This is a genomic window from Mesobacillus sp. (assembly GCF_057785455.1).
Map to the genome: position 1 here is coordinate 72,158 of NZ_JBYNSB010000042.1, position 25,368 is coordinate 97,525.

General features: G+C 41.6%; 31 protein-coding genes. 15 read left to right on the top strand and 16 right to left on the bottom strand.

Annotation, left to right across the window (positions count from 1 at the left end):
• Positions 1 to 26: 26 nt before the first annotated feature.
• The 10 genes from AC3EBE_RS16870 to AC3EBE_RS16915 form a co-directional block, all read right to left on the bottom strand.
• Positions 27 to 458 carry a spore coat protein gene (locus AC3EBE_RS16870; protein WP_488596207.1) on the bottom strand — a complete coding sequence of 144 codons (432 nt, stop codon included), beginning with the start codon at positions 456 to 458 and terminating at the stop codon, positions 27 to 29.
• A gap of 28 nt (positions 459 to 486) precedes the next feature.
• Positions 487 to 918, bottom strand: coding sequence for a spore coat protein (locus AC3EBE_RS16875; protein ID WP_488596208.1), 432 nt, complete (start codon positions 916 to 918; stop codon positions 487 to 489).
• A gap of 131 nt (positions 919 to 1,049) precedes the next feature.
• Positions 1,050 to 1,274: a spore coat protein gene (locus tag AC3EBE_RS16880; protein ID WP_488596209.1), complete on the bottom strand. Its 225-nt coding sequence runs from the start codon at positions 1,272 to 1,274 to the stop codon at positions 1,050 to 1,052.
• Positions 1,275 to 1,484: 210 nt separating this feature from the next.
• A complete protein-coding gene (locus AC3EBE_RS16885) occupies positions 1,485 to 2,507 on the bottom strand; it encodes an LLM class flavin-dependent oxidoreductase (protein WP_488596210.1) in 1,023 nt (340 codons plus the stop codon).
• A 160-nt stretch (positions 2,508 to 2,667) separates the two neighbouring features.
• The gene (locus tag AC3EBE_RS16890; protein ID WP_488596211.1) at positions 2,668 to 3,402 is read right to left on the bottom strand and encodes an exonuclease domain-containing protein; all 735 of its coding nucleotides are present in this window, start codon (positions 3,400 to 3,402) and stop codon (positions 2,668 to 2,670) included.
• Complete coding sequence (locus AC3EBE_RS16895; RefSeq protein WP_488596212.1) at positions 3,389 to 4,375, bottom strand: DUF294 nucleotidyltransferase-like domain-containing protein; 987 nt, start codon at positions 4,373 to 4,375, stop codon at positions 3,389 to 3,391. The genes AC3EBE_RS16890 and AC3EBE_RS16895 overlap by 14 nt, the downstream gene beginning before the upstream one ends.
• 82 nt (positions 4,376 to 4,457) lie before the next feature.
• Complete coding sequence (locus AC3EBE_RS16900) at positions 4,458 to 5,777, bottom strand: ammonium transporter (protein ID WP_488596213.1); 1,320 nt, start codon at positions 5,775 to 5,777, stop codon at positions 4,458 to 4,460.
• Positions 5,778 to 5,915: 138 nt separating this feature from the next.
• Positions 5,916 to 6,239, bottom strand: coding sequence for a MerR family transcriptional regulator (locus tag AC3EBE_RS16905; protein WP_488596214.1), 324 nt, complete (start codon positions 6,237 to 6,239; stop codon positions 5,916 to 5,918).
• Positions 6,240 to 6,320: 81 nt separating this feature from the next.
• Complete coding sequence (gene fbpA / locus AC3EBE_RS16910; protein WP_488596215.1) at positions 6,321 to 6,467, bottom strand: Fur-regulated basic protein FbpA; 147 nt, start codon at positions 6,465 to 6,467, stop codon at positions 6,321 to 6,323.
• Positions 6,468 to 6,479: 12 nt separating this feature from the next.
• Positions 6,480 to 6,623 carry a hypothetical protein gene (locus AC3EBE_RS16915; protein ID WP_488596216.1) on the bottom strand — a complete coding sequence of 48 codons (144 nt, stop codon included), beginning with the start codon at positions 6,621 to 6,623 and terminating at the stop codon, positions 6,480 to 6,482.
• A gap of 169 nt (positions 6,624 to 6,792) precedes the next feature.
• Here AC3EBE_RS16915 and AC3EBE_RS16920 point away from each other — a divergent pair, with 169 nt between their 5' ends.
• The 4 genes from AC3EBE_RS16920 (at position 6,793) to AC3EBE_RS16935 (ending at position 10,680) form a co-directional block, all read left to right on the top strand.
• On the top strand, positions 6,793 to 7,653 hold the full coding sequence (locus AC3EBE_RS16920) for a dimethylarginine dimethylaminohydrolase family protein (RefSeq protein ID WP_488596217.1): 861 nt from the start codon (positions 6,793 to 6,795) through the stop codon (positions 7,651 to 7,653).
• A 159-nt stretch (positions 7,654 to 7,812) separates the two neighbouring features.
• Positions 7,813 to 9,273 (top strand): alanine/glycine:cation symporter family protein, encoded by a 1,461-nt coding sequence (locus AC3EBE_RS16925; RefSeq protein WP_488596218.1) that lies wholly within the window; start codon positions 7,813 to 7,815, stop codon positions 9,271 to 9,273.
• Positions 9,274 to 9,410: 137 nt separating this feature from the next.
• On the top strand, positions 9,411 to 10,322 hold the full coding sequence (locus tag AC3EBE_RS16930; RefSeq protein ID WP_488596219.1) for a CBASS cGAMP-activated phospholipase: 912 nt from the start codon (positions 9,411 to 9,413) through the stop codon (positions 10,320 to 10,322).
• A gap of 88 nt (positions 10,323 to 10,410) precedes the next feature.
• Positions 10,411 to 10,680, top strand: a complete 270-nt coding sequence (locus tag AC3EBE_RS16935) for a DUF1292 domain-containing protein (RefSeq protein WP_488596220.1) — start codon at positions 10,411 to 10,413, stop codon at positions 10,678 to 10,680.
• Positions 10,681 to 10,897: 217 nt separating this feature from the next.
• Here the strand turns inward: AC3EBE_RS16935 and AC3EBE_RS16940 are convergent, their stop codons facing one another.
• A complete protein-coding gene (locus AC3EBE_RS16940; RefSeq protein WP_488596221.1) occupies positions 10,898 to 11,050 on the bottom strand; it encodes a hypothetical protein in 153 nt (50 codons plus the stop codon).
• Between the two features lie 174 nt (positions 11,051 to 11,224).
• On the opposite strand from AC3EBE_RS16940, the gene AC3EBE_RS16945 reads away from it, so the two are divergent.
• Both AC3EBE_RS16945 and AC3EBE_RS16950 read left to right on the top strand, forming a co-directional pair.
• Complete coding sequence (locus AC3EBE_RS16945; protein WP_488596222.1) at positions 11,225 to 12,004, top strand: class I SAM-dependent methyltransferase; 780 nt, start codon at positions 11,225 to 11,227, stop codon at positions 12,002 to 12,004.
• A 53-nt stretch (positions 12,005 to 12,057) separates the two neighbouring features.
• The gene (locus AC3EBE_RS16950) at positions 12,058 to 12,327 is read left to right on the top strand and encodes a hypothetical protein (RefSeq protein WP_488596223.1); all 270 of its coding nucleotides are present in this window, start codon (positions 12,058 to 12,060) and stop codon (positions 12,325 to 12,327) included.
• 166 nt (positions 12,328 to 12,493) lie between these two features.
• On the opposite strand, the gene AC3EBE_RS16955 is transcribed toward AC3EBE_RS16950, so the two are convergent.
• A complete protein-coding gene (locus tag AC3EBE_RS16955; protein WP_488596224.1) occupies positions 12,494 to 14,554 on the bottom strand; it encodes a metallophosphoesterase family protein in 2,061 nt (686 codons plus the stop codon).
• A gap of 109 nt (positions 14,555 to 14,663) precedes the next feature.
• Positions 14,664 to 15,818 carry a glycoside hydrolase family 18 protein gene (locus AC3EBE_RS16960; protein WP_488596225.1) on the bottom strand — a complete coding sequence of 385 codons (1,155 nt, stop codon included), beginning with the start codon at positions 15,816 to 15,818 and terminating at the stop codon, positions 14,664 to 14,666.
• 163 nt (positions 15,819 to 15,981) lie between these two features.
• On the opposite strand from AC3EBE_RS16960, the gene AC3EBE_RS16965 reads away from it, so the two are divergent.
• From AC3EBE_RS16965 to AC3EBE_RS16995, 7 genes are all read left to right on the top strand, one after another.
• On the top strand, positions 15,982 to 16,776 hold the full coding sequence (locus tag AC3EBE_RS16965) for an alpha/beta fold hydrolase (RefSeq protein ID WP_488596226.1): 795 nt from the start codon (positions 15,982 to 15,984) through the stop codon (positions 16,774 to 16,776).
• Positions 16,777 to 16,884: 108 nt separating this feature from the next.
• Positions 16,885 to 17,169 carry a DUF3219 family protein gene (locus AC3EBE_RS16970; protein ID WP_488596227.1) on the top strand — a complete coding sequence of 95 codons (285 nt, stop codon included), beginning with the start codon at positions 16,885 to 16,887 and terminating at the stop codon, positions 17,167 to 17,169.
• 2 nt (positions 17,170 to 17,171) lie between these two features.
• Positions 17,172 to 18,173 (top strand): LLM class flavin-dependent oxidoreductase, encoded by a 1,002-nt coding sequence (locus AC3EBE_RS16975; protein ID WP_488596228.1) that lies wholly within the window; start codon positions 17,172 to 17,174, stop codon positions 18,171 to 18,173.
• Between the two features lie 158 nt (positions 18,174 to 18,331).
• Entirely contained in the window at positions 18,332 to 19,048 is a 717-nt protein-coding gene (locus tag AC3EBE_RS16980; RefSeq protein WP_488596229.1) for a YebC/PmpR family DNA-binding transcriptional regulator, read from the top strand.
• Positions 19,049 to 19,225: 177 nt separating this feature from the next.
• Positions 19,226 to 20,470 carry an erythromycin esterase family protein gene (locus tag AC3EBE_RS16985; protein ID WP_488596230.1) on the top strand — a complete coding sequence of 415 codons (1,245 nt, stop codon included), beginning with the start codon at positions 19,226 to 19,228 and terminating at the stop codon, positions 20,468 to 20,470.
• 43 nt (positions 20,471 to 20,513) lie between these two features.
• Positions 20,514 to 20,765 carry a hypothetical protein gene (locus AC3EBE_RS16990; protein WP_488596231.1) on the top strand — a complete coding sequence of 84 codons (252 nt, stop codon included), beginning with the start codon at positions 20,514 to 20,516 and terminating at the stop codon, positions 20,763 to 20,765.
• An 83-nt stretch (positions 20,766 to 20,848) separates the two neighbouring features.
• Entirely contained in the window at positions 20,849 to 21,895 is a 1,047-nt protein-coding gene (locus AC3EBE_RS16995) for a mechanosensitive ion channel family protein (RefSeq protein WP_488596232.1), read from the top strand.
• Positions 21,896 to 21,947: 52 nt separating this feature from the next.
• Here the strand turns inward: AC3EBE_RS16995 and AC3EBE_RS17000 are convergent, their stop codons facing one another.
• Positions 21,948 to 22,595 carry an SDR family oxidoreductase gene (locus AC3EBE_RS17000; protein ID WP_488596233.1) on the bottom strand — a complete coding sequence of 216 codons (648 nt, stop codon included), beginning with the start codon at positions 22,593 to 22,595 and terminating at the stop codon, positions 21,948 to 21,950.
• 153 nt (positions 22,596 to 22,748) lie between these two features.
• On the opposite strand from AC3EBE_RS17000, the gene AC3EBE_RS17005 reads away from it, so the two are divergent.
• Both AC3EBE_RS17005 and AC3EBE_RS17010 read left to right on the top strand, forming a co-directional pair.
• On the top strand, positions 22,749 to 22,940 hold the full coding sequence (locus AC3EBE_RS17005) for a YbxH family protein (protein ID WP_488596234.1): 192 nt from the start codon (positions 22,749 to 22,751) through the stop codon (positions 22,938 to 22,940).
• An 85-nt stretch (positions 22,941 to 23,025) separates the two neighbouring features.
• Positions 23,026 to 23,589: a class I SAM-dependent methyltransferase gene (locus AC3EBE_RS17010; protein ID WP_488596235.1), complete on the top strand. Its 564-nt coding sequence runs from the start codon at positions 23,026 to 23,028 to the stop codon at positions 23,587 to 23,589.
• Between the two features lie 19 nt (positions 23,590 to 23,608).
• Here AC3EBE_RS17010 and AC3EBE_RS17015 read toward each other — a convergent pair whose 3' ends face one another.
• The gene (locus AC3EBE_RS17015; RefSeq protein ID WP_488596236.1) at positions 23,609 to 23,968 is read right to left on the bottom strand and encodes a hypothetical protein; all 360 of its coding nucleotides are present in this window, start codon (positions 23,966 to 23,968) and stop codon (positions 23,609 to 23,611) included.
• A gap of 83 nt (positions 23,969 to 24,051) precedes the next feature.
• Positions 24,052 to 25,278 carry an MFS transporter gene (locus AC3EBE_RS17020; RefSeq protein WP_488596237.1) on the bottom strand — a complete coding sequence of 409 codons (1,227 nt, stop codon included), beginning with the start codon at positions 25,276 to 25,278 and terminating at the stop codon, positions 24,052 to 24,054.
• Between the last annotated feature and the right edge of the window lie 90 nt (positions 25,279 to 25,368).

The following is a 25,368-nucleotide window of genomic DNA, read 5'->3' on the forward strand; positions in this document are numbered from 1 at the left end:
CCTGCAGGCTGTTTTGAGTTTCATGATCATCCAATATCCAATTTGGCAACCAGAGTTACCAGGATTTGCAGAAGTGCCTGGATGTTTACTGCGATATCCGTATCCGTTGTTTTGACTTCTACATGTCTTGATCCTTCAATGATTGTCTTTTGTGTGTTTCGCTGCCTAGTCTTGATTACCTGTTTAATCTCATTGACTACAGCATTTCCGCGGTCTGAATCGCCGATAGTGATGCTGATGACCGCTGCAATTGCAGCCTGAAGACCGACCTGAAGAGATACTGCTGCCTGAGTGTCTGTAGTGTGCACGTCAACACACTCTGAATCCTTGATAATAATCCACTCGAAAGACTGCTGCTTTGTAACTGCTACCTGATCTGCTTCTTGTGTTACTTCAGCATCTTTGCCCTTGCCTGTATCACAATGATCCAATGCTCTCCATTTTTTTTCTTGACCCATTTTTTTCACCTCTTCCTAGATTAATAGTTTAGAAAATGTCCAATTCGGCAACTAGAGCAACCAATACTTGCAGTAAAGCCTGGACGTTAACTGAAACATCAGTGTCAGTTGTCGTAACATTGACATCTTTAGAGTTGTTGATGATGATTTTTTGCGTGTTTGTCTGCTCAGTGCCAATTTCCTGTGTTAGCTGCTGTGCAACGTATTGGCCTTGCTCAGAGTCACCGATTGTTACGCTGATCACTAATGCGATAGCTAACTGCAGTGCCACCTGAAGCGAAACGGCTGCTTGAGTATCGCTGGTATGAACTTTAATATTGCAGGAATCCTTGACCCAGATCAGTTCATTGGAATCCTGTTCTGTGTACTCCAGCTGTACTGCCTCCTGCTCTACATCCGCCTTCTTCTTGCAGCTTTTTCCTGAATGCGGCTTGTGATAATCGTGATAATAGTTTGACATTATTTTCACTCCTTTTAATCTAGTATGGAATATCTTATTAAACATGACTCTCAATAGCTTGTGTATATTCCCTAAATAGAGTCTATTTTATAAAAAATAGACACCCGCTTAGAGGGTGTCTGGGGTAAAGTCTATTTTTTTGATCCGGGACCCTGATTAGAATTGCTGCTGTTTATAAAAGAATCAACTTGTTTGCTCAAATCTTCAACCAGTGCCTTGATTGCTTGTTTCTTCTCGTCAGTAAGCTTTTCTTTTACATCCTTTTTAGAGATTCCGTTCTTTTGTAAAAGGTCAGTCACAAATAGATCAATGAGGCTGTTAGGAATTGTATTTGGTTTTTTCGGATGATCACTCACGCTTATCTCTCCTTTAAAAATTTTTTCGTCATTTTAGCATATGATAGGAGCTCCTTACTGGACAGGGCGGGAAACTCGTCCTTTGTTATTTTGTTTATGAGGAGCTGAAGGCTGACGAGGTCAAAGAAAAAAGACTGGGGGATAATAAAAAGGAGAAGGGCAGTGTACCCCTTCTCCTTGCTTGATAGGCAGATATTATATAACCTTCTCTTAATATTTACCTTGAAAAACTTGAGATACAATTTCATAGGACCTGAGCCTAGCTTTGTGGTCAAATATTTGCGCATTTATGATCATTTCATCAGCCTGTGTTTCCCCAAGGAATTCATTCAGCTTGGTTCTAACGGTCTCCGGGCTTCCTACAATAGAGGATCCGATACGGCTATCCAACAGAGTTTTTTCATATTCACTGATCTGATCGCCTAAGTTATGGGCTGGGGGAAGAAGTGGACCCGGATTATTCCTGAACAGGTTAAGGAATTGCTGCTCCATCGATGTTGCCAGGAACTTCGCTTCTTCGTCCGTTTCCGCTGCAATGACATTTACACCAACCATGGCATATGGTTCCTGAAGGACTTCAGAAGGTTTGAATGATCTGCGATAAAGCTTCAGGGCTCCTAATGTGTTCTCTGGTGAAAAATGGCTTGCGAATGAAAATGGCAATCCTAATTGACCTGCCAGCTGGGCGCTGTATCCGCTAGAGCCTAGCAGCCAAATAGGGACATTCAACCCTTCACCAGGAATTGCCCTCACGCTCCTATATTGGGAATCGAGTTCAGGGTTGAAATAGGCACGCAATTCATCCAGTTGTTCAGGAAAATCCTGTCCGTCACTTCGGCGTTCGCGTCTCAAAGCATATGCAGTCACCTGGTCCGTCCCTGGAGCACGTCCTAAACCTAAATCAATCCTCCCGGGGAAGAGGGACTCCAGCGTACCGAATTGCTCAGCAATCACAAGAGGGGCGTGGTTTGGCAGCATGATGCCTCCTGAACCGACTCTGATGGAGGAAGTCCCAGAGGCGACATGGCCGATGACTACCGATGTTGCTGAGCTTGCGATGCCCGGCATATTGTGATGCTCAGCCAGCCAATAGCGATTAAAACCCCATTTTTCTGCGTGCTGTGCTAAGTCCAGTGTATTTTTTAAAGCTTCAGAGGCTGTGCTGCCTTGAAGAATCGGAGACAAGTCCAGAATGGAATATTTAACTTGGCTTAGTGTCTTTGTGTTTGTCATTTTTTCATCTTCTTTCATTGAAAAATAAATGCGTGAATAATATCTTTACTATACCCGCAATCACCCAAATCAATAGTACCAATTATCTTTCGGTAATCAAAATAAAAAGGTTTGAGATATATGAATGCAGGAGAATGAAAGAAGAAAGGGAAGCATGAAGCTATCTCATCCTGGAGAGATGCTCATACACTTCCCGGAGATTTTTATATCCGTGTTCCTGTGCTTTCTTTAAATAATGCCCCCAAATTTGCGCAGCCATTCTGGCATCGTATAATGCATGGTGCCGATTCACGATCTGAATTCCGCAAATATGGCATAGTTCATCTAAAGAATGCGGCTTCAAAACAGGATTGAATAATCGGAACAGGAAGAATGTGTCGATAATGCGGTGATCGAATCTTATCCGAAAAGAATCCAAGGCCATTTTCTTAATGAAGGACTGCTCGTGTTTGGCGTGATGCGCAACGAGGATAGAGCTGCCGGCAAACCGGTAAAATTCCATGAGTACCTCTGAAGGATCAGGAGCCGTTTTTAGCTGTTCATCCGTAATATTAGTCAAATTTGTTATGTGGACTGGTAATTGAGTTTCGGATTTAATAAGTGAATAGAATTCTTCCTTTTCAAGTATGCTGCAGCCGGACATTTTGACAGCCCCAATGGAAATGGCTCTGTCGCCTTTTTCCGGAAAAAATCCTGTTGTTTCTAAATCAAATACTACAACCTCTAATTCATCCAAAGGAATATCGAGGCTGTTCTTTTCGTTCATTTCCTTTTGCAGCTGCCTGATAAAAGAAGTCTGGTGAGCATTTGCAAGTGGCTGAAGGCCTGCATAAATATTTGATCCAAGCCTTCCGGTCATTTGCCTGACGAAACGGACTATATTATTCATGCTCATGGTATTTTTCCTTTCCTATCTGGCTCCAAACCTTTGCATACAGCTGTTCACCGGCTTTCAGAATCTCTTTTAATTCTTTTCGTTCGGCCTTTGTTAATTTATCTGTGGAAACATAATGTCCCGAATCATAATTAAAATGATTGCCATGATGCAAGCGGAAATCAAGGAGGCGGGCAAATTTCCTTTTATAATATTCACTTTCCTCAGCAGTCAAATTTCCCCCGGAGATAGAAGTCAGTCTTGCGAGAGTGGAAGTATCTAAAATTCGTTCCTTTATAGCCATCAGTCGGGCAGAATTCACATATGGAAAAAAGGCTGTATCCTTCAGATTAATAGAGCCGGAATTTAATCCATGAGTTTCGACCAATAGCTGACCGAATATGCCTATCCCTTTTTTTACGTGCATCGTATTTTTCAGGAGACGATTGATCAAATTGAATGTTTCAATATGAGAGAAGAATTCGTCTTTTAGAGTGGATAGCAGGGAAGCGCGGCCATAAAGGCACCGTGCGTCTGCAAAAATCAATAAATATCGGACTGCTTCCCAGGAAGCTTCCACTGACCAACTGAGGAGCTGTTTCTTCCAATCCATTAAGGATTTGCACCATAGGGTATTTTCTGCCATCACTCCGCCAGGACATTTGGGATACCCGCATATATGCAGGCCATTTGAGATTTCAGACCCTAGAAGTCTGAAGTAGGTTCTTGATTCTGAAGTGTCGTGCTCAAACACTAATCCGTGGTCCTGGTCACTCCAAATTGATTGTTCATGTCTTCCGGCGCTGCCCATAACAAAGAACGCAAAAGGTGAGGGAGGGGTTCCGTGCTCTTTAATCGTGCGTTCTAAAGCCAGTGAAAGAATCTGCCCATAAATCAGGTCATGAAATTCATTCAGCTGCTCATTGTCACGATCGGCAACTGCGATTCCCCTTAACCGAAAGTCGTTAATTTGCTCATAGCTGTTCCGTTCCATAACGATACATCCCTTCTAATTGCAAAAAATAGAAAAGACGGCATGCCCCTCTTGCTGGACTGCCGTTTATTCTATTCCTCCATTAATTAATTGAATGGTGCTGTGAATTTAATGCTATATTCGAGCTTACTGTGTCAACTTTTTCTCCGTTTTTCACTAAAGAAGAGTTCACAAGTTCAGGATAACCGTAGCTGCCATGTTCACTCATGTCGAGGCCGATTATCTCTTCCTCTTCGGTTACGCGAAGTCCTTTCATGGAAACCTTCATGATTGACAAAATAATATATGAAACTACGAAAGCAAAAGCTGCGCAAACAACTACACCCATTGCTTGAACACCCAGCTGCTCCATGCCGCCGCCATAGAATAAACCAGGATTGCCTACAGTGGCCAGTTCTGGAGTAGCGAAGAAGCCTGTCGATAAAGTACCCCAAACACCTGCAGCTCCATGAACAGAGAGTGCGAAAATCGGATCATCGATTTTTCGGCTTTCAAAGAAACGAATACTGTAGAAAACAAGGATTCCTGCAACCAAACCTATGACTACAGCTGCCCAGGTATCTACAAATGCACACGAAGCGGTAATGGCAACCAGCCCTGCCAGAGCTCCATTCAGCATCATTGGCACATCCGCCTTTCCGACAACAATCCAGGAAATCAGCATCGCCGCGACCGTGCCGGCAGCCGCTGCCAGGTTTGTATTAAGCGCAACAAATCCGAAAAAGGCACTATCAACTGAAACAGTACTTCCAGCGTTGAAGCCGAACCAGCCGACCCACAGCAGTAATACGCTCAGGGCAGTGAAGACCTGATTATGGCCTTCGATGTTATTGGCGGAACCGTCCTTGTTGAATTTGCCGATACGCGGCTTCAGCAAAATAGTAGCTGCCAGTGCTGCCATTGCCCCTGTAAGGTGTACTACCGTTGAGCCAGCGAAATCCTGTTTGCCGTGCTCGGCAAGCCAGCCGCCTCCCCAAATCCAATGTGCGATGAAAGGGTAAACTATAACTGAGAATAAAAGTGCAAAAACGAGATATACCGACAATTTTGCCCGTTCAGCGAAACCGCCGAACGCGATTGTCAAGGAGATACCTGCAAATGCAAGTTGAAATAAAAAGAATACAGATCCGGAAAGGCTTAAACCCTCAATATCATATCCCGAGTAAAAGAAATCAGAAAAACCAAGGATCGAATTTCCTTCTCCGAAAATGAGTCCATAACCTACAGCCCAGAAAACGAGAGAAGAAATCCCGAATGTTAAAATGGTTTTTCCTGCAATATGACCAGCATTTTTCATCCTCGTTGAACCTGTTTCCAGGAGGATAAAGCCCCCCAGCATTAAAATGACCAGTACAGCTGCTACCATGACCCAAAGACTGTTCATCAAAAATAATGTATCCATAAAACTGATCTCCTTTCAAAACTAAAATATAACTCGTATTCTCGCATGAATTTTGAAAGGTATCTATAATTGCGTAAGGAAATCTAACATGTTATTTTGGTAATGAAAAAAACCTCATGAAATGAGGCTTTTTTAAGATTAATATTTTCGTATACCAAAACGGGCATTCAGCTGTCCCTGGATCATCTTTTTATGTGCTGCTTCATCGTTTTTCTTCTTTTCACGGATCATTTCCTGCCGTATTTCATAGGTCTGCACTCCATCTTCAATTTTATTGGCGATTTCGACTAATTGTTCTACGTCAGCAAATGAATACCTCCTGCTCCCCCCTGAGGTCCTGTCTGGGAAAATTAATTTTCTTTCCTCGTAGTACCTTATTTGCCTCTCGGATAAGCCGGTCAATTCCTTCACTATCCCAATAGTGATAACCTTTTTTTCTTTATAGGAAGGTTCGTTTGCCATGACAATCACCACTCTTTTAATTGTATATTTTATTTTATGTTATATTTTCTCACACGAAACACCGCTTGGTAAACAATTTTCTTATTTTGTGAAATTTTTGCAAAGATTCTTTAGCTCGGTGAAGGTCATTTTTTTTAGATCTTCTTCTGATTCATCTTTAAAACCAGAATTGATTAAAAAATTGATATAGTGATTTTTAAGCTTTTCAATGGCTGTTCGAAGTTCCATATCCAAACCTCCCTAATAATGCCCATTTTGCAAATCTCTTAAGATAACCTGGCCCTGAATCCCATTTCTATTTAGCAGCTGCTCGTATAATTCATCCCTTAAGAGATCAAGGAGTAAAATCATCTTGGCTAATTGCCTGGCAGTTGGTTCTTCCATCCAAAAATCCCTCATTCCTTCATCAATTGTTTTTTTCATACTAAGTGAAATTAAAGCTGATTTCAGCAAATGTGTAAGAAAGTCTGACTTAACTTTTTACGTTGAAGTGTAATGTTTAAGCAGTAACTGGAAAACCTATGATGGACTGTGAAAAATAGGAGGAATATTTATGGAGCAGAACCGTGAACATGACAACAAAGGGTTTGTCATGAATGAATATGATGTCCTTAAAAAGGTTATTCTGTGCCAGCCCCAATATATGACCATTCGTGAAGTAATTAATGAAACTCAAAAGCATTTCGAAGAAGAAGGAATACATATTGAAAAAGCACTTGAACAGCATAATCAATTTGTCAAGACACTAAACGAACATGGCGTCGAGGTCATATTGCTGCCTTACCATAAAAAATATCCGGAGCAGGTATTCACGCGGGACATCGGTTTTACACTGGGACAGACGATTTTCGTAGCTGAAATGGCGAGTGATATCAGAAAAGGTGAAGAGGATGTCCTAAAGCAATGGCTCGAGGATGAAGAGATATCATATTACAATTTGCTTGGCGACCAGATCGAGGGCGGAGATGTCGTAATTGATAATGACACAATTTATGTAGGGTTAAGTAACCGTACTAATCAAAATGCAGCAGACCATTTGCAGGAAATCCTGCCGCAGTTTAAGGTGCGAGCGATTCCCTTTAAAGCTGAATACCTTCACCTGGACTGCGTTTTCAATGTGGTTTCACCCGAGGTTGCTCTCATTTATCGGCCTGCACTGACTGAGGAAGACATAAAGCTGTTCAGCTCGAAATATGATTTAATCGATGTATCTGATGAAGAGCAATTTTCGCTTGGAACCAATGTCCTTAGCATAGGTAATAAAAGGATCTTTAGTCTCCCTGTAAACAAATCTGTAAATGAACAATTAAGGAACAAAGGGTTTGAAGTAGTAGAGGTAGATATTACGGAAATAATCAAATCAGGAGGATCTTTCCGCTGTTGTACCCTTCCAATAATGCGGGAGGGCAGATGAATATGAAAAAACACACCCTTTCACCGCATTGAAAGGGTGTGTTTTTGTACAGAGAGATAAAATGTTGACTGTTAGATAGCAGTTTTTAATTGTCCATTTGCAAAAGATAATTTATAATTCTAAATAGAAAGAATTTTATAAAAGTAAAGGGGGATTTATTTGGAGACTTTTGTTGGATGGCTCAATGGGATTCTGTGGAGTACACCGGTGATTTACATTATTCTAGGAATCGGTTTACTATTCTCGATCCTCACAAGGTTTTTGCAAGTGCGGCATATTAAGGACATGGTAATGCTCATGTTCAAAGGAAGAAGTTCTGATGCTGGCGTTTCATCATTCCAGGCCTTATCTATAGCTTTATCTGGCCGCGTTGGAACAGGTAATATTGCAGGTACAGCCACAGCAATTGCGATGGGCGGTCCTGGTGCTGTGTTTTGGATGTGGACCATTGCCTTTATCGGCGCAGGCAGTGCATTTGTTGAATCAACTCTTGCGCAAATCTATAAGGTTAAACAAGATGGCCTGTATCGAGGCGGCCCGGCTTACTACATTGAAAAAGGTTTAGGAATCAGATGGTTTGCCATTGCGTTCGCAATTGCAGCTCTTCTGGCTATGTCATTATTGATGCCAGGTATCCAATCCAATTCAATTGCTATAGGCATCGAAAATGCCTTTGGTGTAAGCAAGTCAGTGACAGGATTAGTAGTTATCGCACTATTAGGATTAATCATTTTTGGCGGTGTAAAACGAATTGCGACAGTAGCACAATATACTGTGCCTTTCATGGCTGTCGGCTATATCCTAGTCGCATTAGTCATCATTGGCATGAATATTTCGGAAGTCGCTGCAGTTTTTGCCCTTATATTTAAAAGTGCTTTTGGTGCTGATTCCATGTTTGGCGGCATTCTTGGAAGTGCGATTGCCTGGGGTGTCAAGCGTGGGATTTATTCAAACGAAGCTGGTCAAGGTACTGGTCCTCATGCTGCGGCTGCGGCAGAAGTATCTCACCCGGCGAAACAAGGTCTCGTCCAGGCATTCTCGGTTTATATCGACACTTTGTTCGTTTGTTCCGCTACTGCTTTTATGATCCTGTTCACAGGAATGTTCAATACAGTCGGTGCTGACGGTTCATTCATCGTTGAAAACCTTAAGGGTGTTGAAGCTGGCCCTGGATATACCCAGGCTGCAGTGGACTCTGTAATTCCAGGTTTTGGAGCGGAATTCGTAGCTGTAGCGTTATTCTTCTTCGCGTTCACTACCATCATGGCATACTATTACATGGCGGAAACGAATATAGCTTACCTGTTAAGAGGCAGGAATGGCAAAGTCCCGATGTTTATCCTTAAGATTGTCATCCTCGGGGCAACCTTCTATGGAGCTGTTAAAGAAGCTTCGCTAGCATGGGCATTGGGTGATGTCGGTCTGGGGCTGATGGTATGGCTGAACCTGATCGCTATAGTCCTTCTGGCCAAACCGGCTTTAATTGCTTTGAAAGATTATGAAGAGCAAAAGAAGCAGGGGCTCGATCCGGTATTCAACTCCAAGAAGCTCGGCATCAAAAATGCAGAGTATTGGGAAGAAGAATACACTTTTGACCGCGAGAAAGAAAAGGTATCTTAATACAGCCCTTAAAGGAGAAGCTGGAGAAATTTCGCCAGCTTCTTTTTTCATAATCTGGTTCTTGATTGCGGTTCGATAATATTGTCCTTGTGGAAAGGGAAGGATAATAAGAAGAGTTCTCTATCCGGGGGAAAGATATGAAGATTTTATGCATTGATGGCGGCGGGATTCGCGGAGTATTTCCAATCGCAATCTTAAACGCGATTGAAGAGGAATATCAAAGGCCGGTAGGTGAATTATTCGATGTGATTGCAGGTACAAGTACTGGATCCATTATCGCTGCATCCGCAGTTCTGGGAATACCTATGGGAAAAGTGTTGGAGAATTATCTGGCATATGGTGAGAAAATTTTTATGAAAAAAGCGAAGGTAGGGTTATTCAAAAGTGTTTATAGTGACCGTTATTTAAGAAGGCTTTTAAAAAGAGCTTTCCATGATATTGCACTTGGGGATATCCAAAAACCACTGCTTATTCCAGCGGTTGATATAACCCATGGCAAACCTTATGTGCATCGCTCAAATTTTGGCTTTGCCAAAAGCAATGAGCTATCGGTTAAGATATGGGATGCGGTTTTATCCTCCTGTTCGGCCCCGATTTATTTTCCGCCAAATAATGTGAATAACGAATTTCTCTCAATAGATGGAGGCTTATGGGCAAACAATCCCTCACTCGTCTGTGTAACAGAGGCATTGCACCATTTTAAATCCAGCCTTGAGGACATCCGGATTTTTTCCATTGGGACAGGCCAGCAGCGCATCGACTTTACCATGGACGATGAAAAGTATTGGGGCATAAGGCAATGGCTCCCGTTCCACTTCCCTTCTATGAAGGTGACTCCAAAGCTTCTGGACCTTGCAATGGATTTATCATCTGAATCGGTTTCCTATCATTGCCGATTGCTGCTTGGCAGCCATTATTTTCGGGTTAATAAGGAATTGTCGGAGGAGATCCCGTTTGATGATGTGACATTTATGTCCGGGATGAAGGAGATAGGCCAGCAGGTTTTTAAAGAAAAGAAAAAGGAAATCAATACATTTTTTTCATCTTGATCAATTTTAAGGTTATATAAGTCAACGAATTGGGAAAATATCGATATAAGGTACTAAATGAGACTAATACATAGGGAGTGGATCCAACTTGGATAAAATTGAAGTAGGCGAAGTTTTTACTATTAGTGACGAAAATGATGCGGAACAGGAAGTTGAAGTGATCGGTACTGTCACGATCGATGGAGCAGATTACGCAGCTGTTAGCTTCGTTGAAGACCTGCAGGAAGAAACAGACGAGGATATTGATATTTTCTTTCTCAAAGTAGATGCTGACGGAGATTTTGCTGCCATTGAATCAGATGAAGAATTTGAAAAGGTATCAGCAGCCTTTGATGAAATGATGAGTGAGGAAGAATAGAGGAAACGGAGAGGGATAATACCTCTCCGTTTTTGTTGTTGTATAGGAAATTATAAAATGTTTAGATGTGGATAACTATATGGGGTGTCTTAATCCTGCTCCAGCGCCTAGCCCCTCGAGACGCTTCGGTCCTGCCAATGAAGTCAAAGAGCGACTTCACTGGCAGGCCCTCCAGCGCTTTTCGGAGTTAAGCAGTCGCCTCCGCTTTTCTTATTGTCTAGTTTCGCCTCCTAGAAACTCCGAAAATTTCAACTCCGCCCGCAGAAGCAAAAAGCGCTTCTTTGCCGGAGTCTCCAGTTTCTGCGTTTCTGGGCAGTCGGCTATACATTTCGATTTCGGTCCTGCCAATGAAGTCAAAAAGCGACTTCACTGTCAGGCCCTCCGACGGACCCGATGTTCTAGTGCCGACGTTGCCAAAGGACGTGGCAATATTAGTCGGCCAGCCCATTTCGAGGCTGAACGAGGCGCTTGCGCTTTTTGTTCTTAATGCCATACTTTTCCTTTTTTGTTATGATGGATTTAACAGGCGGAGGGAGGAATGAGAATGAAAGAGAAAGATCTGGTCCAGCAGCAATTTGGCAAGAACGCCAACCAGTATGTGACCATTAAATCACATGCTAAAGGACAAGACTTGGCTAAATTAGTGGAAATCGTCCAACAGCATGGTGCAAAAGGAAATTTGCTTGATGTTGCTACGGGCGGGGGGCATGTTGCCAATGCGCTCGCTCCGTATTTTGAGGAAGTCACCGCGCTTGATCTTACGCAGGATATGCTGCATGAAGCAGAAAAATTCCTAAAAGCAAATGGCCAGCATAATGTAGTTTTGGTGCAAGGAGATGCGGAAAGTAATCCATTCCCTGAGGATTCCTTCGATGTTGTGACATGCCGTATTGCTGCCCATCATTTTCCGGCAGTGGACCGTTTTATCGGGGAAGTTTACCGGGTATTAAAACCAGGTGGGCTGTTTATCCTGGTAGACAATGTCGCACCTGAGAATGATGAATATGACAGGTTTTATAATTATATTGAAAAGAAAAGAGACCCCAGCCACCTGAGAGCCTATAAAAAATCCGAATGGATTGCCAAGGTTGAAACAGCTGGGTTCTATGTCGAATCTCTCCATACATTCGAAAAGAAATTCACCTATGATGCATGGTGCAAAATGATGGATTTATCACCTCAGGAGAAAACAGAGCTGACTACATACATGAAATCCGCTTCAAAAGCTGTACAGGATTATTTTTCAATAGAAATGTCACAAAACGATATTGTGAGCTTTAAAGGACAAAGTATTTTGCTTTCTGCTCTGAAGCATCAGGGTTAATAGAGGAAAAATCAGAAAAGATGTCGAATTGGTTGTGGAAGGAGTTGATTTAATTGGATAGCGTCATTTTAGTAACCTTTAAAATAAATGGTATCCCCATTCCTATAAAAATAGCATCTACTAATGAACCGACCAGGGAACAAATCTTAAAAAAAATTACGGACTTAGCTAAAGGCTACGACTTAATTGGCGAGATCCAGTTCAAGAAGCTTCTCAAAGAAAATGGCCATAAAATGTATATTTATGAAATTGGTGACCGAAAATGCATGGTGCTAGTGGAAAGGCTGGAGAAAATTAAAGAGTTTGAGGAAATACAGGCATAGTATAGATTAAAATAAACCCAGGGGAATAGCTCCCCTGGGTTTATTTATCTTTGTCAAAGTAGGATTTTGACGCTTTGGAATTCTGGATCAACACTATAAGGTCAAAAAAATTAAGGGTACCTTTCTTAATTGTTTTGTTTGGATACATTTTCAAATTTTTGGGCTGTTATAACGTATCATCTGTCATCAGGAGGGTATTTTCCAGCTTTTGATCTGCTATTGATAAATATCCGAAAGCATTTTTAGTTTCAATTATGCTTCCATCCTGGAAGGGCTTATATTGTATGACCTCTTTCCATAAATGATCAGTACCTGAATCGAGGGGAGATTTATGAAGCTTAAGATTATAATCTCTGTCACAGCTGCGGTAAAGGGTGCGTTTCTTACGCTTATAGGAGTTTAGCCAAAGGACAGCTTTCATAAGTGCACCCCATATCCCTTGAAAACTTCCGTTGTTAATCGGGCTGCAAGTGAATTGATAATAGTTTAATTTTTCTCTGTTTTCATCCTGTACCTCGGAATGAACAGAAGATGAAAAATGTACATCTCCGGAAAGCAAGATACAATAGCTCGGATCCCAGCTTCCTACATGGCGGAGGAAATCGTTGAACCCTTTTCCATTATATTTCCACGAATCAAAGTCAAAAGAGGTCTGGACGGGTATACCTAAAATTTTAAAAGGAAAAACATACTTGTGCAGGAATGACTCTATTAAACCCATGCCGTAAAAGGGTGAAGCAGAAACGATCATGACCGGAGAGTTTTTTGTCCAGCCGCTTTCGTTCAGCTTCGCGGTTATTTGTTCCCAGCTGTCTTCACTCATTAAAAAAGGAGTCCTTGTTGTTTCCTCCATCATGTTAAGGAGCTTGACTGGCTTGGGCCTTTTGTCAAATTCCCGCTGTGTCCTTGTATCCAGGAAGACTGTTTTAGGAACCGTCGGTGCGATAAAATGCCAGGAACTGAAAGTGGATAAAAGCTGCATGCCATGCTGATATTCTTTTGAATTCAAATCTCCTGCCAGCAAGAACTTGCTGGCTGTTTTAATAAATTCGGCATTAAAGCTGTCTGGGTCATTTCCGAAGCCCTGGAAAAGCCAATATGCGGCCAGTCCATTTGTCAGTATATGGCTTCCAAGCGGTGATTGATTGACCGCTGCTGACCAATCAGGGGAAATATTCCAATCATCTGTTAAGTCATGGTCGTCAAAAATCATATAGGTAGGTGTGTTTGCCATCACTCTCCTTGCAGCAGAGACAGCAGGAATAAACTCTCGGAGGTTTGTGATCTGTTCTTCATATCTCTTTTCAAGCTTCATTATTTCCTGCTGTTTTATTTTTTCATCTTTCTCGAACATAAGATGAAGCATCCCTCGATCTTGGATTTCCCCGAAGGATAGCATCAGCTCGTTATCGAGTGCGTATTTCCACAACTCGGGACTCCACACAAGAAGATACATTGCGGCATATTCACTGAAGCGGATAAGATGGTTTTCCCCATGTCCGGTGGTGAACTTTGCAAAATGTTTGACAATGAACTTCCTGCCGTTTATTTTTTCTGCGGTGATTGCGAGTTTTTCGTCTTCCAGAAGGGGGGCTAACGAAGGTTCATGATCCGTGCTGCCTTTTATAACGCTAGCAATGCTCTTTAGAATCACCATCATTGGATCGGCAACATCATCAGCATAAATTTGGTCTCCCACTAAAAATAAACTGCCTGGACGGTTAGAAAGATTATGATGTGTACCATTTAACAGCAAATCTGCAGCAGTAAAAGCATCTGCTCCTTCCCCATGAGGCTTTCGGCAAGATCCATATAAAATCCTGGTGGGGGCGCTGCCGTCATTGATATAAAATGTAGGGAATTTCATCTGATCATATACAATCGATTCAGGAGATTCCTGGGCTAGTAATCCGTAACTGCCCAAGTCACGCATACGGCTGCCTTTTCTAAAAATCAGATTATAGCCAATTAGTGCGGAAGAAGGGAAAGAATATTCCACAGGTGTAATTTTGATAAGGTTTACATACAAATGCTCCCCAGCTTTTATGGTCGTGGTCTTTGTGCGTACATTTAAAGGGGTATATGTGATAGTATCGCTATCAGTACCAGTAACATTGAAAAGCTGACCATCTATTTCAAGTTTACGGCTTAAGGCAATCCATATATATATACAATCAGATTCTGCACGCCTGAGTATGGGACCACACAATATAGTCGGTAATTTCATGCTGTTTCACCACCTAACATTCATTACTGCTAATGTATTCAAGCAGTTATCGATAGGTGTCCTTGGCCGCATGCATATAAAAAGGAAGCCTCTGACAGGCTTCCTTGAATTATTTACGTGAGTAATATTTAGTATCCTCTGGAACGGCTATAGTCCTGGCAATCAAAGATGCGGCACTTGCTTTACCTTCTGCATCCAATCCAGCCTCCCAAAGCATCATTCCACCAAGCTGCTTTTCGACTGCAAGCTCCGTTTTTTTCCTCAGCGTTCCATGGCCATTGTAATGGTAGGTTGTGTTGTTCATCTTCACGGAATCCGACTGGGCATTGGCTGGGTTATTTTTGACGATTGCATCGTAGGACACTTGTTTTATGGAAGGGTCCTCCGGCTGGCCGTATAGGGGAACTCCCAATACAAGTTTCTCTCTTGCAATTCCCTGCTCGTCAAATAAACGAGTCCAGTAGTCTATAATATTTGCTGAATAGGAGTAGGGGGACAAATTTGCTGCGTTGTAGTCTCCATCCCACTGGCCATCATATGCCATTAAATTGACATGGTCGAAGTACCTGAACATCGAAGGTTCAAACACTACTGAATGAATCTCTGTCCCTGTAACACTATGCACTTTTGCATTGACAGCAATAGATAATTCCTTGCCCTCTGGATGCAGGCTGGCACTCAGTTCTTTTGCAAAGGCTGCCAGTGAACGGGCATCTTCATTTGAACGCGGGTGTTCAAAGTCAATATCAATTCCATCAAGCTTCTCTTTTTCTGCAATGCTAACAAGCTCGTTGACTAGTTTTTTTCGTGAACTTGGGCTGATTATGGCTGCTTTAAAATATTTGTACGATTCTCCGCCATTGATATGGAACCAGCCGCCGATCGCCAACAGTACCTTTGTATCGTGTTGTTTGGCTAATCTGACCGTTTCACGCAAATTACTCAATGCTTGATTTCCATTCAGCAGCAAGCTGCCATCCTCTGTTGGGTGGCCAAATGAAAAAATCACATGAGTGAAATTTTCATAGTCTATTTTTGCGGGATTCCGATAGTCCTGGACATAGCCTATCAAGACTTTGGATTGCTGATCCTTCAACTCGGGCTGCGTCTTTTGTTCGGGGCTTTTGGCTGACTGAGGAGCAGATACACTGCCTGGCAGGACATTTGACTTCCGTTGATTTTCCTTAGAATAAAACATGCCAGATATAAAACCTACACCAAAAATGAGCACGATGCTCAAAAGGAGCAGGAATTGTTTTCGCATAATTATTTCCCCCCAATTTATTTACTCCAAAATTGTAACAGAGAAACCAGGCATTTAGATGTGGTAATATCAGCCTTTATATAATCGATTAATGGCAATAAAGAGATTAATTAGAAGGGAGAAGGGAATACAGTAGAAATAAAAAAGAATAGGAGAAGTGCCAATGGGATCACAATTTGTAGAGCTTGGAAATATGAAAATGTCCTTTTATGATATTGGGAAAGGTAACCCGATTATACTCATTCATGGCTTTGCAGGAAGCAAGCAATACTGGGATAAAGTGATTTCCCGCTTAGCTGAGAAAAATCGCGTCATTGCAATTGACCTTCCTGGGCATGGTGAGTCGACCATGGGTGGTGATCATTACTCGATAGAAGATATGGCCGGTTTAGTTAATAACTTAATTGATACCTTAGGTCTTGAAAAAGTAACCATGTTCGGTCATTCACTTGGAGGGTATATCACTCTAGCATTCGCAGAGCTATATCCACAAAAACTAAACGGTTTTTCCCTTGTTCATTCGACTGCTAATCCCGATACTTCTGAAGCAATGTCGGCCAGGGAAACGAATGCGAAGAAGGTCAGTGAAGAAGGCCCTGATGGTTTAATGGAGGGACTCTCCAAAAAGCTCTTCTCTCCCGCAAATTCCGAAATACATGCTGAGGACATTATAAACGCAGCAGAGATTGGAGTATCCACATCCATTAAAGGAATTGTGAGCGCTCTACTTGCGATGAGGGACAGGCCAGATCGAAATTATGTCCTTGAGCAAACAAAGCTGCCTGTATTGTTGATTGCTGGTGAAGATGACCAGATAATCCCGCCGGAGAAAACTTTCTCCGTAAGCAATTCTAATATAGAGCAAGCGGTTATAAAAGATTCCGGACATATGAGTATGTATGAACAGCCGCTTGAATTAATTGCTGCCATGCAGGGATTCCTGTCAAAAATAAAATGAGTATAGCCTGCCTTCAACTGGGCAGGTTTTTCTAAGAACAGATTTTTGAATGGAAGAAAAAGGAATGGTAAAATTAGATCCAATCCCATTCTAAAAAAGGAGAGCAATATGGCGGAAGTGATTACCCTTAATGATAAAGTTTTTCAAGTTAGCCAGTATGAACTCAAGTTGATGGATCACCTTCATCAGCTTACAATGAACTTTAAGGTTTCTAGTGATGATTATCATGAGATTGCTACTCTGTTATACAAAGGGGAGTTTGAAGTGAAGATTCCAAATGAAAAGGTAAAATTTTACGGAATCATTGCTGAGTATTCCACTTCAGTTACCAACCTTTATAAGAGCGGCAATGTAGGCGATTATAGATTAGTCTTAAAGGAAAAGAAGGAATAACAATGAAACTTAGCATTTTAGACCAGGCACCGATTTCTGCCAATCAGACGGCTGGCGAAGCTTTGCAGCAATCACTGGAATTGGCAATGGCCGCTGAAAATATGGGATATACCCGTTATTGGATTGCAGAGCATCACGATATGCCAGGTCTGGCTTGTCCAGCTCCAGAAGTGATGCTCGGCTACATTGGCTCGCATACAAGCAAGATCAGGATAGGTTCTGGTGCAGTCCTGCTGCCGCATTACAAACCTTATAAAGTAGCAGAAGTATATAATTTGCTTGCTACATTATTTCCGGGACGCATTGATATAGGAATCGGCAGGGCTCCAGGAGGGTCAGCGGAAGTCACCAATGCCTTATCAGATAACTTTTTGCAGAATGTATGGAAAATGCCTGAAACGTTAAAGGATTTACTTGGTTTCCTTTATAATGATCACCCAGAAGGAAGTGAATGGTCCAAAATAACAGCAGCACCGCTGCCTAATCTCCCTCCAACACCCTGGCTCCTTGGCACGAGCAGGAAAAGTGCATTGCTTGCAGCAGAGTACGGTATGGGATATGCGTTTGGTTTATTCATGAGTGACCAAGATGCCAAAGAAATACTTGAAAGCTACCATAAAGCTTTCGAGTTAAGGCATAAACAGCAGCCTTATACAATTTTGACAATTACAGCTATCTGTGCTGAAACTGCTGGGCAGGCTGAAGAAATTGCACTTAGCCAGCTAATATGGGCCATCCAGAGGGGCAAAGGGGATGGATCTGCTGGTGTGCCATCCATTGAAGATGCAAAAGCATATAAATTAACGGATGCAGAAAAGGAAACCTTCGAGAATATGAAAAGGAAGATGGTCATTGGGGATCCAATTCAAGTAAGGGACTCCCTTCTGGAAATGCAAAGCGAATATCAAACAGATGAAATCATGATTGTGACGATAACACATTCTTCCGCTGACAGGATCAATTCTTACAATCTCATAGCCGCTGAAATGTTAAAAAGTTCATAATATCCCTTTTCAACATTCTAATAGACTTCACTATTAACAAAATACACAAATAAGGTATAATATTATTTGTGAAATGCTGCAGTCATAGTCTATTAGCATTAAGGTTGCTATTTACCGCTGCGGAAATCTGATTTATAAGCTGAAAGAGAGTGGGATAAATGGGTCGTAAATGGAATAACATCAAGGAGAAGAAAGCATCCAAAGATGCAAATACCAGCCGGGTTTATTCAAAGTTTGCGCTTGAGATTTATGTAGCGGCTAAGCAGGGTGATCCGAACCCTGAATCAAACCAGGCATTGAAATTCGTACTGGAACGTGCGAAAACATACAATGTGCCAAGAGTGATTATCGACCGCGCCATCGAAAAAGCAAAAGGCGGCGGTGACGAAAACTACGATGAGCTTCGTTATGAAGGTTTTGGTCCTAGCGGATCAATGATCATTGTTGATGCCCTTACTAACAATGTAAACCGCACTGCATCCAATGTACGCGCAGCCTTCGGGAAAAACGGCGGCAACATGGGAGTCAGCGGATCAGTATCTTATATGTTCGATGCTACAGCAGTAATCGGATTCGAGGGCAAAAATGCTGAAGAGGCACTAGAAATCCTGATGGAAGCTGATGTAGACGTTCGAGATATCATGGAAGAAGATGAGTCTGTCATCGTGTACGGAGAACCTGACCAGTTCCATGCGATTCAAGCCGCATTCAAAGATGCCGGTATAAGTGATTTTACAGTTGCTGAACTGACAATGCTTGCTCAAAACGACATCACACTTGATGAAGAGGCACAGGCACAATTTGAAAGGCTGATCGATGCTCTAGAGGACCTTGAGGATGTTCAGCAGGTCTACCATAATGTTGATTTAGGATAAATGAATTTTTTCGGAAGCCCATTCTTAAAGAGTGGGCTTTTTTAGTACCCTCTGATTTGCAGGATCATAACAAAACTTATTTATTCATGTTCATTTAACTCTATTTTTAAGATCATCCCTGCCGCCTTATTGACTTCATTTTTGGGTAAACTAAGTGAAATATTACATTCGGGAGGGATGGAATTGAAACATAACGAAAAGTTAATCAGTTCAATCAAAAAAGATGCTATACGGTTTAATGATTATAGCGACCTGGATACATTGATTGATGAAGCCTCAAAAGCTGATTTTGTTTTATTGGGAGAAGCTAGCCATGGGACTTCTGAATTCTACAGTATCAGAGCAGAGATCACCAAAAGACTGATCGGGCAGCACGGCTTCTCTTTCCTTGCAGTTGAAGGAGACTGGCCTTCTTGTTTTACCGTCAATCAATTTGTTAAAGGCTATATAGACATGGGAGCTGAAGCCGCCTTAAGAGCATTTGACCGATGGCCGTCCTGGATGTGGGCAAATGAAGAAATACTAGAGCTGGTAAAGTGGCTGAAAAGATATAACGCAGGTTCAGAAAAGAAGGCAGGATTTTATGGCTTGGATGTATATAGCCTGTGGGAGTCAATGGAAGAGATTATCCGCCAGCTTGAGAGGATTTCTCCTGGTGAAGTGGAATCAGCCAGGAAGGCGTTTGCCTGCTTTGAACCATTTGACCGTCGTGGTGAAAACTATGCAATCTCAGCTGCATATTATGGAGAGGACTGCACTGAAGAGGTAATTAAGGTTTTGGTCGACCTCCAGAAAAAGCGCCGAAATTTCCCTCAGGAGCATGAAGGCGATTTAAACGTAGAGGTAAACAGTCTAGTAATGCTTGATGCTGAACGTTATTACCGGGCGATGGCCAAGGGTGGTGCAGAAGATTGGAATATCCGTGATACCCATATGGTGGCTGCTCTCGAAAAAATTATCGGAGCACATGGCGAAGGTGCAAAAGCTGTCATCTGGGAGCATAATACCCATATTGGCGACGCAAGGGCAACAGATATGGCTGAAGAAGGAATGATCAATGTCGGCCAGCTTTTAAGAGAAAAATATGGGAAGAAAGTGTTTGCGCTTGGTTTTGGAACCTATCAGGGGACTGTCATTGCTTCTGGCGAGTGGGGCGGAAAAGTGGAAGCTATGGAGGTACCCAAGGCACAATCCGGATCCTGGGAGGATCTTCTTCATCAGGCAGGTGCCTATGATCAATATTTGATATTCAATCATGAAAATAAATCTGTGTATGATAATGTGATTGGGCACCGGGCAATTGGGGTTGTATATGACCCGGAAATGGAGCATCTAGGGAATTATGTTCCTTCAAGGATCTCAAGCCGTTATGATGCATTTATGTTTATTGAAAAAACAAATGCGTTAAAGCCCTTGTTCTGAAACAATAATTTATGAAGGTCCAATCTTAGGGATGTGCCTAGGCATGCAGCACCGGATTTATGATGATTTTAAGGGCTATTTTAGTTTATCACCAGTAGATTGTGTTATTTCACCAGTAAGGTTTGTTTTTTCACCAGTAGATTCGGTTATTTCACCAGTAAGGTTTGTTTTTTCACCAGTAGATTCTGTTATTTCACCAGTAACCTCTGTTATTTCACCAGTAATGGCCAGTATTTCACCAGTAGATATGACTTTAATACTGGTAACCGATAAGCTGTCTTACTTAGTCTATTAAGGAGGCAGCTTATTGTCTTTTTGAGTTTAGTCTAACAGGATTACAGGAATAGAAGGATATAACTCAAAAAACAGGTGGTACAGATGGTTGATTCGTTGATAAAGGATGTTTCAAATGAGCAAATTATCAGGTTTGCACTTATTTTATTGCTGATAATGACAGTAAACTGGCTGATTAAAATATACTCGAAAAGAACTCATGACAAGAATTCAAAGATCAATAAAAAAATCCTGCCAATAATAGACTCTTTATCTGATTGGCTTTCATTCTACGGCATCATTCTTTTGTTTTTATTTACTTTTGCAAAATCAAAATGGCTTTTTTACCCCCTTTATACTCAAGATGGTGTTGATGTAACTGCCTTCCTGATTATCACTGCCTTTTTGATTGTATCGCTGGCACACAGAATCGTGAAATTATTCACTAAATATATTTTGGTATCAGTCTATGATCACTATGGTGTCAATAAAGGAATTGGCTACACCTTCAATCAATTCATTTACTATTCGGTTATGTTTGCTGCTCTTGCATTCAGTCTGACAAGTGTCGGACTCGATCTTACCGCCTTAGGTGCGATATTTGGCGTACTTGGGATTGGAATAGGTTTTGGTATGAGGAATGTTGCCGGGAACTTTGTTTCTGGCATCATTATTTTATTCGAGCGCCCAATTGAAGTTGGAGAAGTTATCCAGATCGATAATAAAATTGGCCGTGTTGAGAAAATTCGTCTGCGATCAACTGTCATTCGGACTGCTAAAGAAGGGACGCTGATTGTTCCAAATCAGTATTTTATTGAGCAGATCATTAAAAATCGGACAAGCGCGGAGATGATGGCACAGGTAAAGGTGAATGTTGCTTACGGGGCAGACACTGTACATGTACAGTCACTTCTTGAGAAAGCAGTAGAGGAAATCAAGGAGTCATCTCCCGGAATTCTTGATTTCCCTGCCCCGGATATACGTTTTGTTGATTTTCAAAGCAAAGCAATGCAATTTTTAATCGAGATACCTGTCCTGAACTTTGAGATAAAAGAACAAATCGAAAGCAAATTAAGACACCAAATAGCTAGGATTTTTATGAAATATGATATTCAGATACCAGACATTCAACTTGGAATGCTGAAGGAGTAGCAAATAGCATATAAAAGAGTTTACCTCAGTGATAAGGTAAACTCTTTTTCGATTAATTTATAGATTTTAATGCGGCCTCAATCGATTCATTACCCGAAATTAAGTCAAATGCTTTTTTATTTGTGTTTGTTTCTGTAAGACAGGCAAGAATGACAGCTGCTACATCCTGTCTTGGTATTGTTCCTCTCCCCAGGCTCTCGCCAGCAGAAATTTTTCCAGTTCCCGGATCATTCACCAAACCTCCGGGCCGGATGATGGTATACGTTAAGCCGCTCTGCAAGAGAGCCTTATCAGCATAGTGCTTTGCAACATAATAGGGTTTGATCGCTTCAGACCAATTTTCCCGATTATTCGCCTGAAGTGCACTGACCATAATGAATCTGTTAACACCAGCCTGTTCGGCAGCTTCTATGGTCTTAACAGCGCCATCAAGGTCAATAAGCAAGGTTTTGTCATACCCAGTCTGTCCGCCAGATCCGGCAGTGAAGACGATTGCATCACAGCCTGTTGCAGCTGTTTTAATTTCCTCTACAGATCCTTCTAAGCTGGCGATAACGGTCTCAACACCCTGCTTGCTAAAATCCTCAGCTTGCGCGGGATTCCTAAGCATTGCTCTGGCCGAATGTTCTTTGCTATCCTTCAATAGTTTTACAACATGCCTGCCAATCTGTCCATTTGCACCTACTACTAAGACTTTCATAAACTGCCCCCTTCCAACCATATCATAATTAATTTACCCATAATTTTGATCAGTAAAAGTGATGACAGCATTCCCCCCATATTTAGGAATGGCAATCCATAATATAGGGGAAATATATAGCGGATAGAAATTAGGAAAGGGAGGAAAGGGCAAATGGGTGCAGTGGAACGGAATGGGTATATGTTTGAACCTGAATATAGTGTCATTAGCCAGGACGGAGCTATACATGTATATCATAAAGGTGAATTTAAGGAGGAAATAAAATTTTCTTTCTCGGGAGAGTTCCCTGAATTGGACCAAATTGAGAAAATCATTGAAGATTATTGTGTCCAGAAAGGAATATGATGGACAAACCGCACATTTTGTTGCATGCAGGATTATAATATATTCATACATATAGAGTTTGAGTTTTTTGGGAGAGTGAAGCTACTTGGACCAACAAGAAAAATGGAATAGGAAATACCTTGAAAAAATCGGCGAAGCCCAGGAAAAAGAAGCAAATAAGAGACTTAAGAAATTTGCTCCGTTAATGGATGGTGGCGGGGCGGCGATTGACATCGCTTGCGGCTTGGGGAGCAACAGCTTTTTTCTGGCGGGTATTGGATATAAGGTCACTGCTGTAGATCTATCTGATGTTGCAATCAAATTCATTTTGGAGCAGTCAAAAAGACTGCAGCTGGACATCAGGGCCTGTACTGCGGACCTGACTGACACCTCGAATATCAGTTTTCAAGCAGGAAGCTATGATTTGGCGATCATAACGTATTACTTGGACAGATCGATTTTTCCGATTGTTAAAGAATTGGTAAAAACCAATGGATACATATTTATCGAAACATTTTATCAGACTGGAACTGGCAGCAGACAGACAATCTCAGATAAGTATAAACTCCTCTCTAATGAGTTATTAAAGGAATTCAGCGGCTGGCGTATTCTTTTTTATGAAGAATGCATGGAGGAAGGAAGGCAAACGATTTTTTGCCAGAAGCAATAAGAACAAACAAAAACAGGCATCATCCTGTTTTTGTTTGTTTATTTTTCAGCTGAAGATTCCCTTTATTAAACATGATCAGCCCGTTCATTCGCTCATATATAGCATAGACAGGATAAAGGACGCCAATAAATACAATTGAAGTTGGAATCTTCTCCACTACAGGGAAATAGACAGCAAGGAATGACTGTGCTTTTTCAGCTAGATAAATGAACAATGGAATCATGACAACAAGGGCGGCTAGCAAGGATGGAGTTGCTTTTGTTTCTTTCAGCTTAGCCTTGCAGTGAGGACACTTCATAGTAAATGGAGAAGAAAAGTCCTCAAAGTCTTCTAAGGTGATCGGTTTGCTGCATCCTGGGCACGGGATGGATGTTTTCAACTTGTTTCTCCTTATCGTTTTACTACATTATAAGTTACAAATAACTTGCGTCGCTATTTGTAAAAATTGTTAATGAATTGCTGTTAAGCTGATTTTACCACCATTTTTCTGTCCAGCTTCAATGCGACGATCAAGAACGAACAGGCGGCCCCAAACCGCAAAATCGATATGACATTCATCGCAGCATTCATGCCTATACCGTTGAGAAGGAAGACTCCGCTCTGCGGGGCAAGAAATCCAACAATTGAAAGCATGAAATTATAATTTGCAATATAATTCGTACGATCGGTTTCCGGAGATGCCTTTAGGAGCTGATTGAATAATAACAGGTTTGTGCCTGAAACAAACAGTCCAATCCATAGATTAATCAATGTTAAATATACCAGACTATCAGAAAGGACTGTCAAAGCAGGAGCTGTGGCCATTCCAGCAGCAGCTACAAACAATACAAAGCTATTACCTCGCTTGTCGGCAGCATTCGCCCACCATTTAATGCTGACGATTTGCGCAAGCTGATTTGTGACTGAAAACAAACTTAGCCATAGTGCAGTAGCTTCTGCTTCCTTAATTTGATAGATGCTGAAGAGTGACCAGGCCATCTGTGAGGAGAAAGCGAACAACAATGCAGCAATGACAAAAGCAAGATAAGGTTTATGCTTGTAGACATTCAATGATAATTTGCCATTTCTTTTTTCAGTTATTTTTTTTTCTAATACGTTACGAGGTTCTTTATGTTTGAAAAGAAAGTAAACTTCAAAAATCGCAAATACAAGGCCAGCAAGGAATAAAATTTGATACGGAAATGCATTTTCTTTATCGAAGTGCTGCAAAAAGAGACCGGTGGCAAAAGTGACAGCCATTGCTGCAATCGTATTATTGCGATTCCGGGAACTGAAGAAATTACCTCTGCGTTTCTCAGGAACCAAATCGCCAATCATGGATTGCCAGGAAAGGCCAGACAATGCACCGGGAAAATTCAGTATAGCAATCAAAGCGACCAGTGCCCAGGCAGCGTTTGTGCTGTCAAGGAATGGGACGAACAGGATCATGCTGAACAAAAGCCTTGTCATTAGAGTGGAAATAACAGCAAAATTTTTTTTGCTTCCGACTCTGTTCAGCCAGATGGCCCCGGGTATCAATGCCAGCATCCCAATGATTGATGGCAAAGAGGTGATTAAGCCTATTTGTTCATTTGTGGCCCCTAAAACACTAATCGCAAATAAGGGTATATATCCGTTCACTGTATTAGTGGAAATGGTCGACGTGATTCCATTATAGATACTTAATTTCTCATTTTCATTAAGCTTCAATTCATTTTGGCTCCTCTCAAATAAATCACACGAATTGGATTGTACGATTTTGCTTCTCGAGTGACAAGATATGAAATGAAAAACAGTTAT

Excerpts from the sequence above, each read along its gene's own strand:
- AC3EBE_RS16870 (WP_488596207.1), bottom strand. The coding sequence starts at position 458 with ATGGGTCAAGAAAAAAAATGGAGAGCATTGGATCATTGTGATACAGGC.
- AC3EBE_RS16875 (WP_488596208.1), bottom strand. The coding sequence starts at position 918 with ATGTCAAACTATTATCACGATTATCACAAGCCGCATTCAGGAAAAAGC.
- AC3EBE_RS16885 (WP_488596210.1), bottom strand. The coding sequence starts at position 2,507 with ATGACAAACACAAAGACACTAAGCCAAGTTAAATATTCCATTCTGGAC.
- AC3EBE_RS16890 (WP_488596211.1), bottom strand. The coding sequence starts at position 3,402 with ATGAGCATGAATAATATAGTCCGTTTCGTCAGGCAAATGACCGGAAGG.
- AC3EBE_RS16895 (WP_488596212.1), bottom strand. The coding sequence starts at position 4,375 with ATGGAACGGAACAGCTATGAGCAAATTAACGACTTTCGGTTAAGGGGA.
- AC3EBE_RS16900 (WP_488596213.1), bottom strand. The coding sequence starts at position 5,777 with ATGGATACATTATTTTTGATGAACAGTCTTTGGGTCATGGTAGCAGCT.
- AC3EBE_RS16905 (WP_488596214.1), bottom strand. The coding sequence starts at position 6,239 with ATGGCAAACGAACCTTCCTATAAAGAAAAAAAGGTTATCACTATTGGG.
- fbpA (WP_488596215.1), bottom strand. The coding sequence starts at position 6,467 with ATGGAACTTCGAACAGCCATTGAAAAGCTTAAAAATCACTATATCAAT.
- AC3EBE_RS16915 (WP_488596216.1), bottom strand. The coding sequence starts at position 6,623 with ATGGAAGAACCAACTGCCAGGCAATTAGCCAAGATGATTTTACTCCTT.
- AC3EBE_RS16920 (WP_488596217.1), top strand. The coding sequence starts at position 6,793 with ATGGAGCAGAACCGTGAACATGACAACAAAGGGTTTGTCATGAATGAA.
- AC3EBE_RS16930 (WP_488596219.1), top strand. The coding sequence starts at position 9,411 with ATGAAGATTTTATGCATTGATGGCGGCGGGATTCGCGGAGTATTTCCA.
- AC3EBE_RS16945 (WP_488596222.1), top strand. The coding sequence starts at position 11,225 with ATGAAAGAGAAAGATCTGGTCCAGCAGCAATTTGGCAAGAACGCCAAC.
- AC3EBE_RS16955 (WP_488596224.1), bottom strand. The coding sequence starts at position 14,554 with ATGAAATTACCGACTATATTGTGTGGTCCCATACTCAGGCGTGCAGAA.
- AC3EBE_RS16960 (WP_488596225.1), bottom strand. The coding sequence starts at position 15,818 with ATGCGAAAACAATTCCTGCTCCTTTTGAGCATCGTGCTCATTTTTGGT.
- AC3EBE_RS16965 (WP_488596226.1), top strand. The coding sequence starts at position 15,982 with ATGGGATCACAATTTGTAGAGCTTGGAAATATGAAAATGTCCTTTTAT.
- AC3EBE_RS16970 (WP_488596227.1), top strand. The coding sequence starts at position 16,885 with ATGGCGGAAGTGATTACCCTTAATGATAAAGTTTTTCAAGTTAGCCAG.
- AC3EBE_RS16975 (WP_488596228.1), top strand. The coding sequence starts at position 17,172 with ATGAAACTTAGCATTTTAGACCAGGCACCGATTTCTGCCAATCAGACG.
- AC3EBE_RS16980 (WP_488596229.1), top strand. The coding sequence starts at position 18,332 with ATGGGTCGTAAATGGAATAACATCAAGGAGAAGAAAGCATCCAAAGAT.
- AC3EBE_RS16985 (WP_488596230.1), top strand. The coding sequence starts at position 19,226 with ATGGAATTGAAACATAACGAAAAGTTAATCAGTTCAATCAAAAAAGAT.
- AC3EBE_RS16990 (WP_488596231.1), top strand. The coding sequence starts at position 20,514 with ATGCAGCACCGGATTTATGATGATTTTAAGGGCTATTTTAGTTTATCA.
- AC3EBE_RS16995 (WP_488596232.1), top strand. The coding sequence starts at position 20,849 with ATGGTTGATTCGTTGATAAAGGATGTTTCAAATGAGCAAATTATCAGG.
- AC3EBE_RS17000 (WP_488596233.1), bottom strand. The coding sequence starts at position 22,595 with ATGAAAGTCTTAGTAGTAGGTGCAAATGGACAGATTGGCAGGCATGTT.
- AC3EBE_RS17005 (WP_488596234.1), top strand. The coding sequence starts at position 22,749 with ATGGGTGCAGTGGAACGGAATGGGTATATGTTTGAACCTGAATATAGT.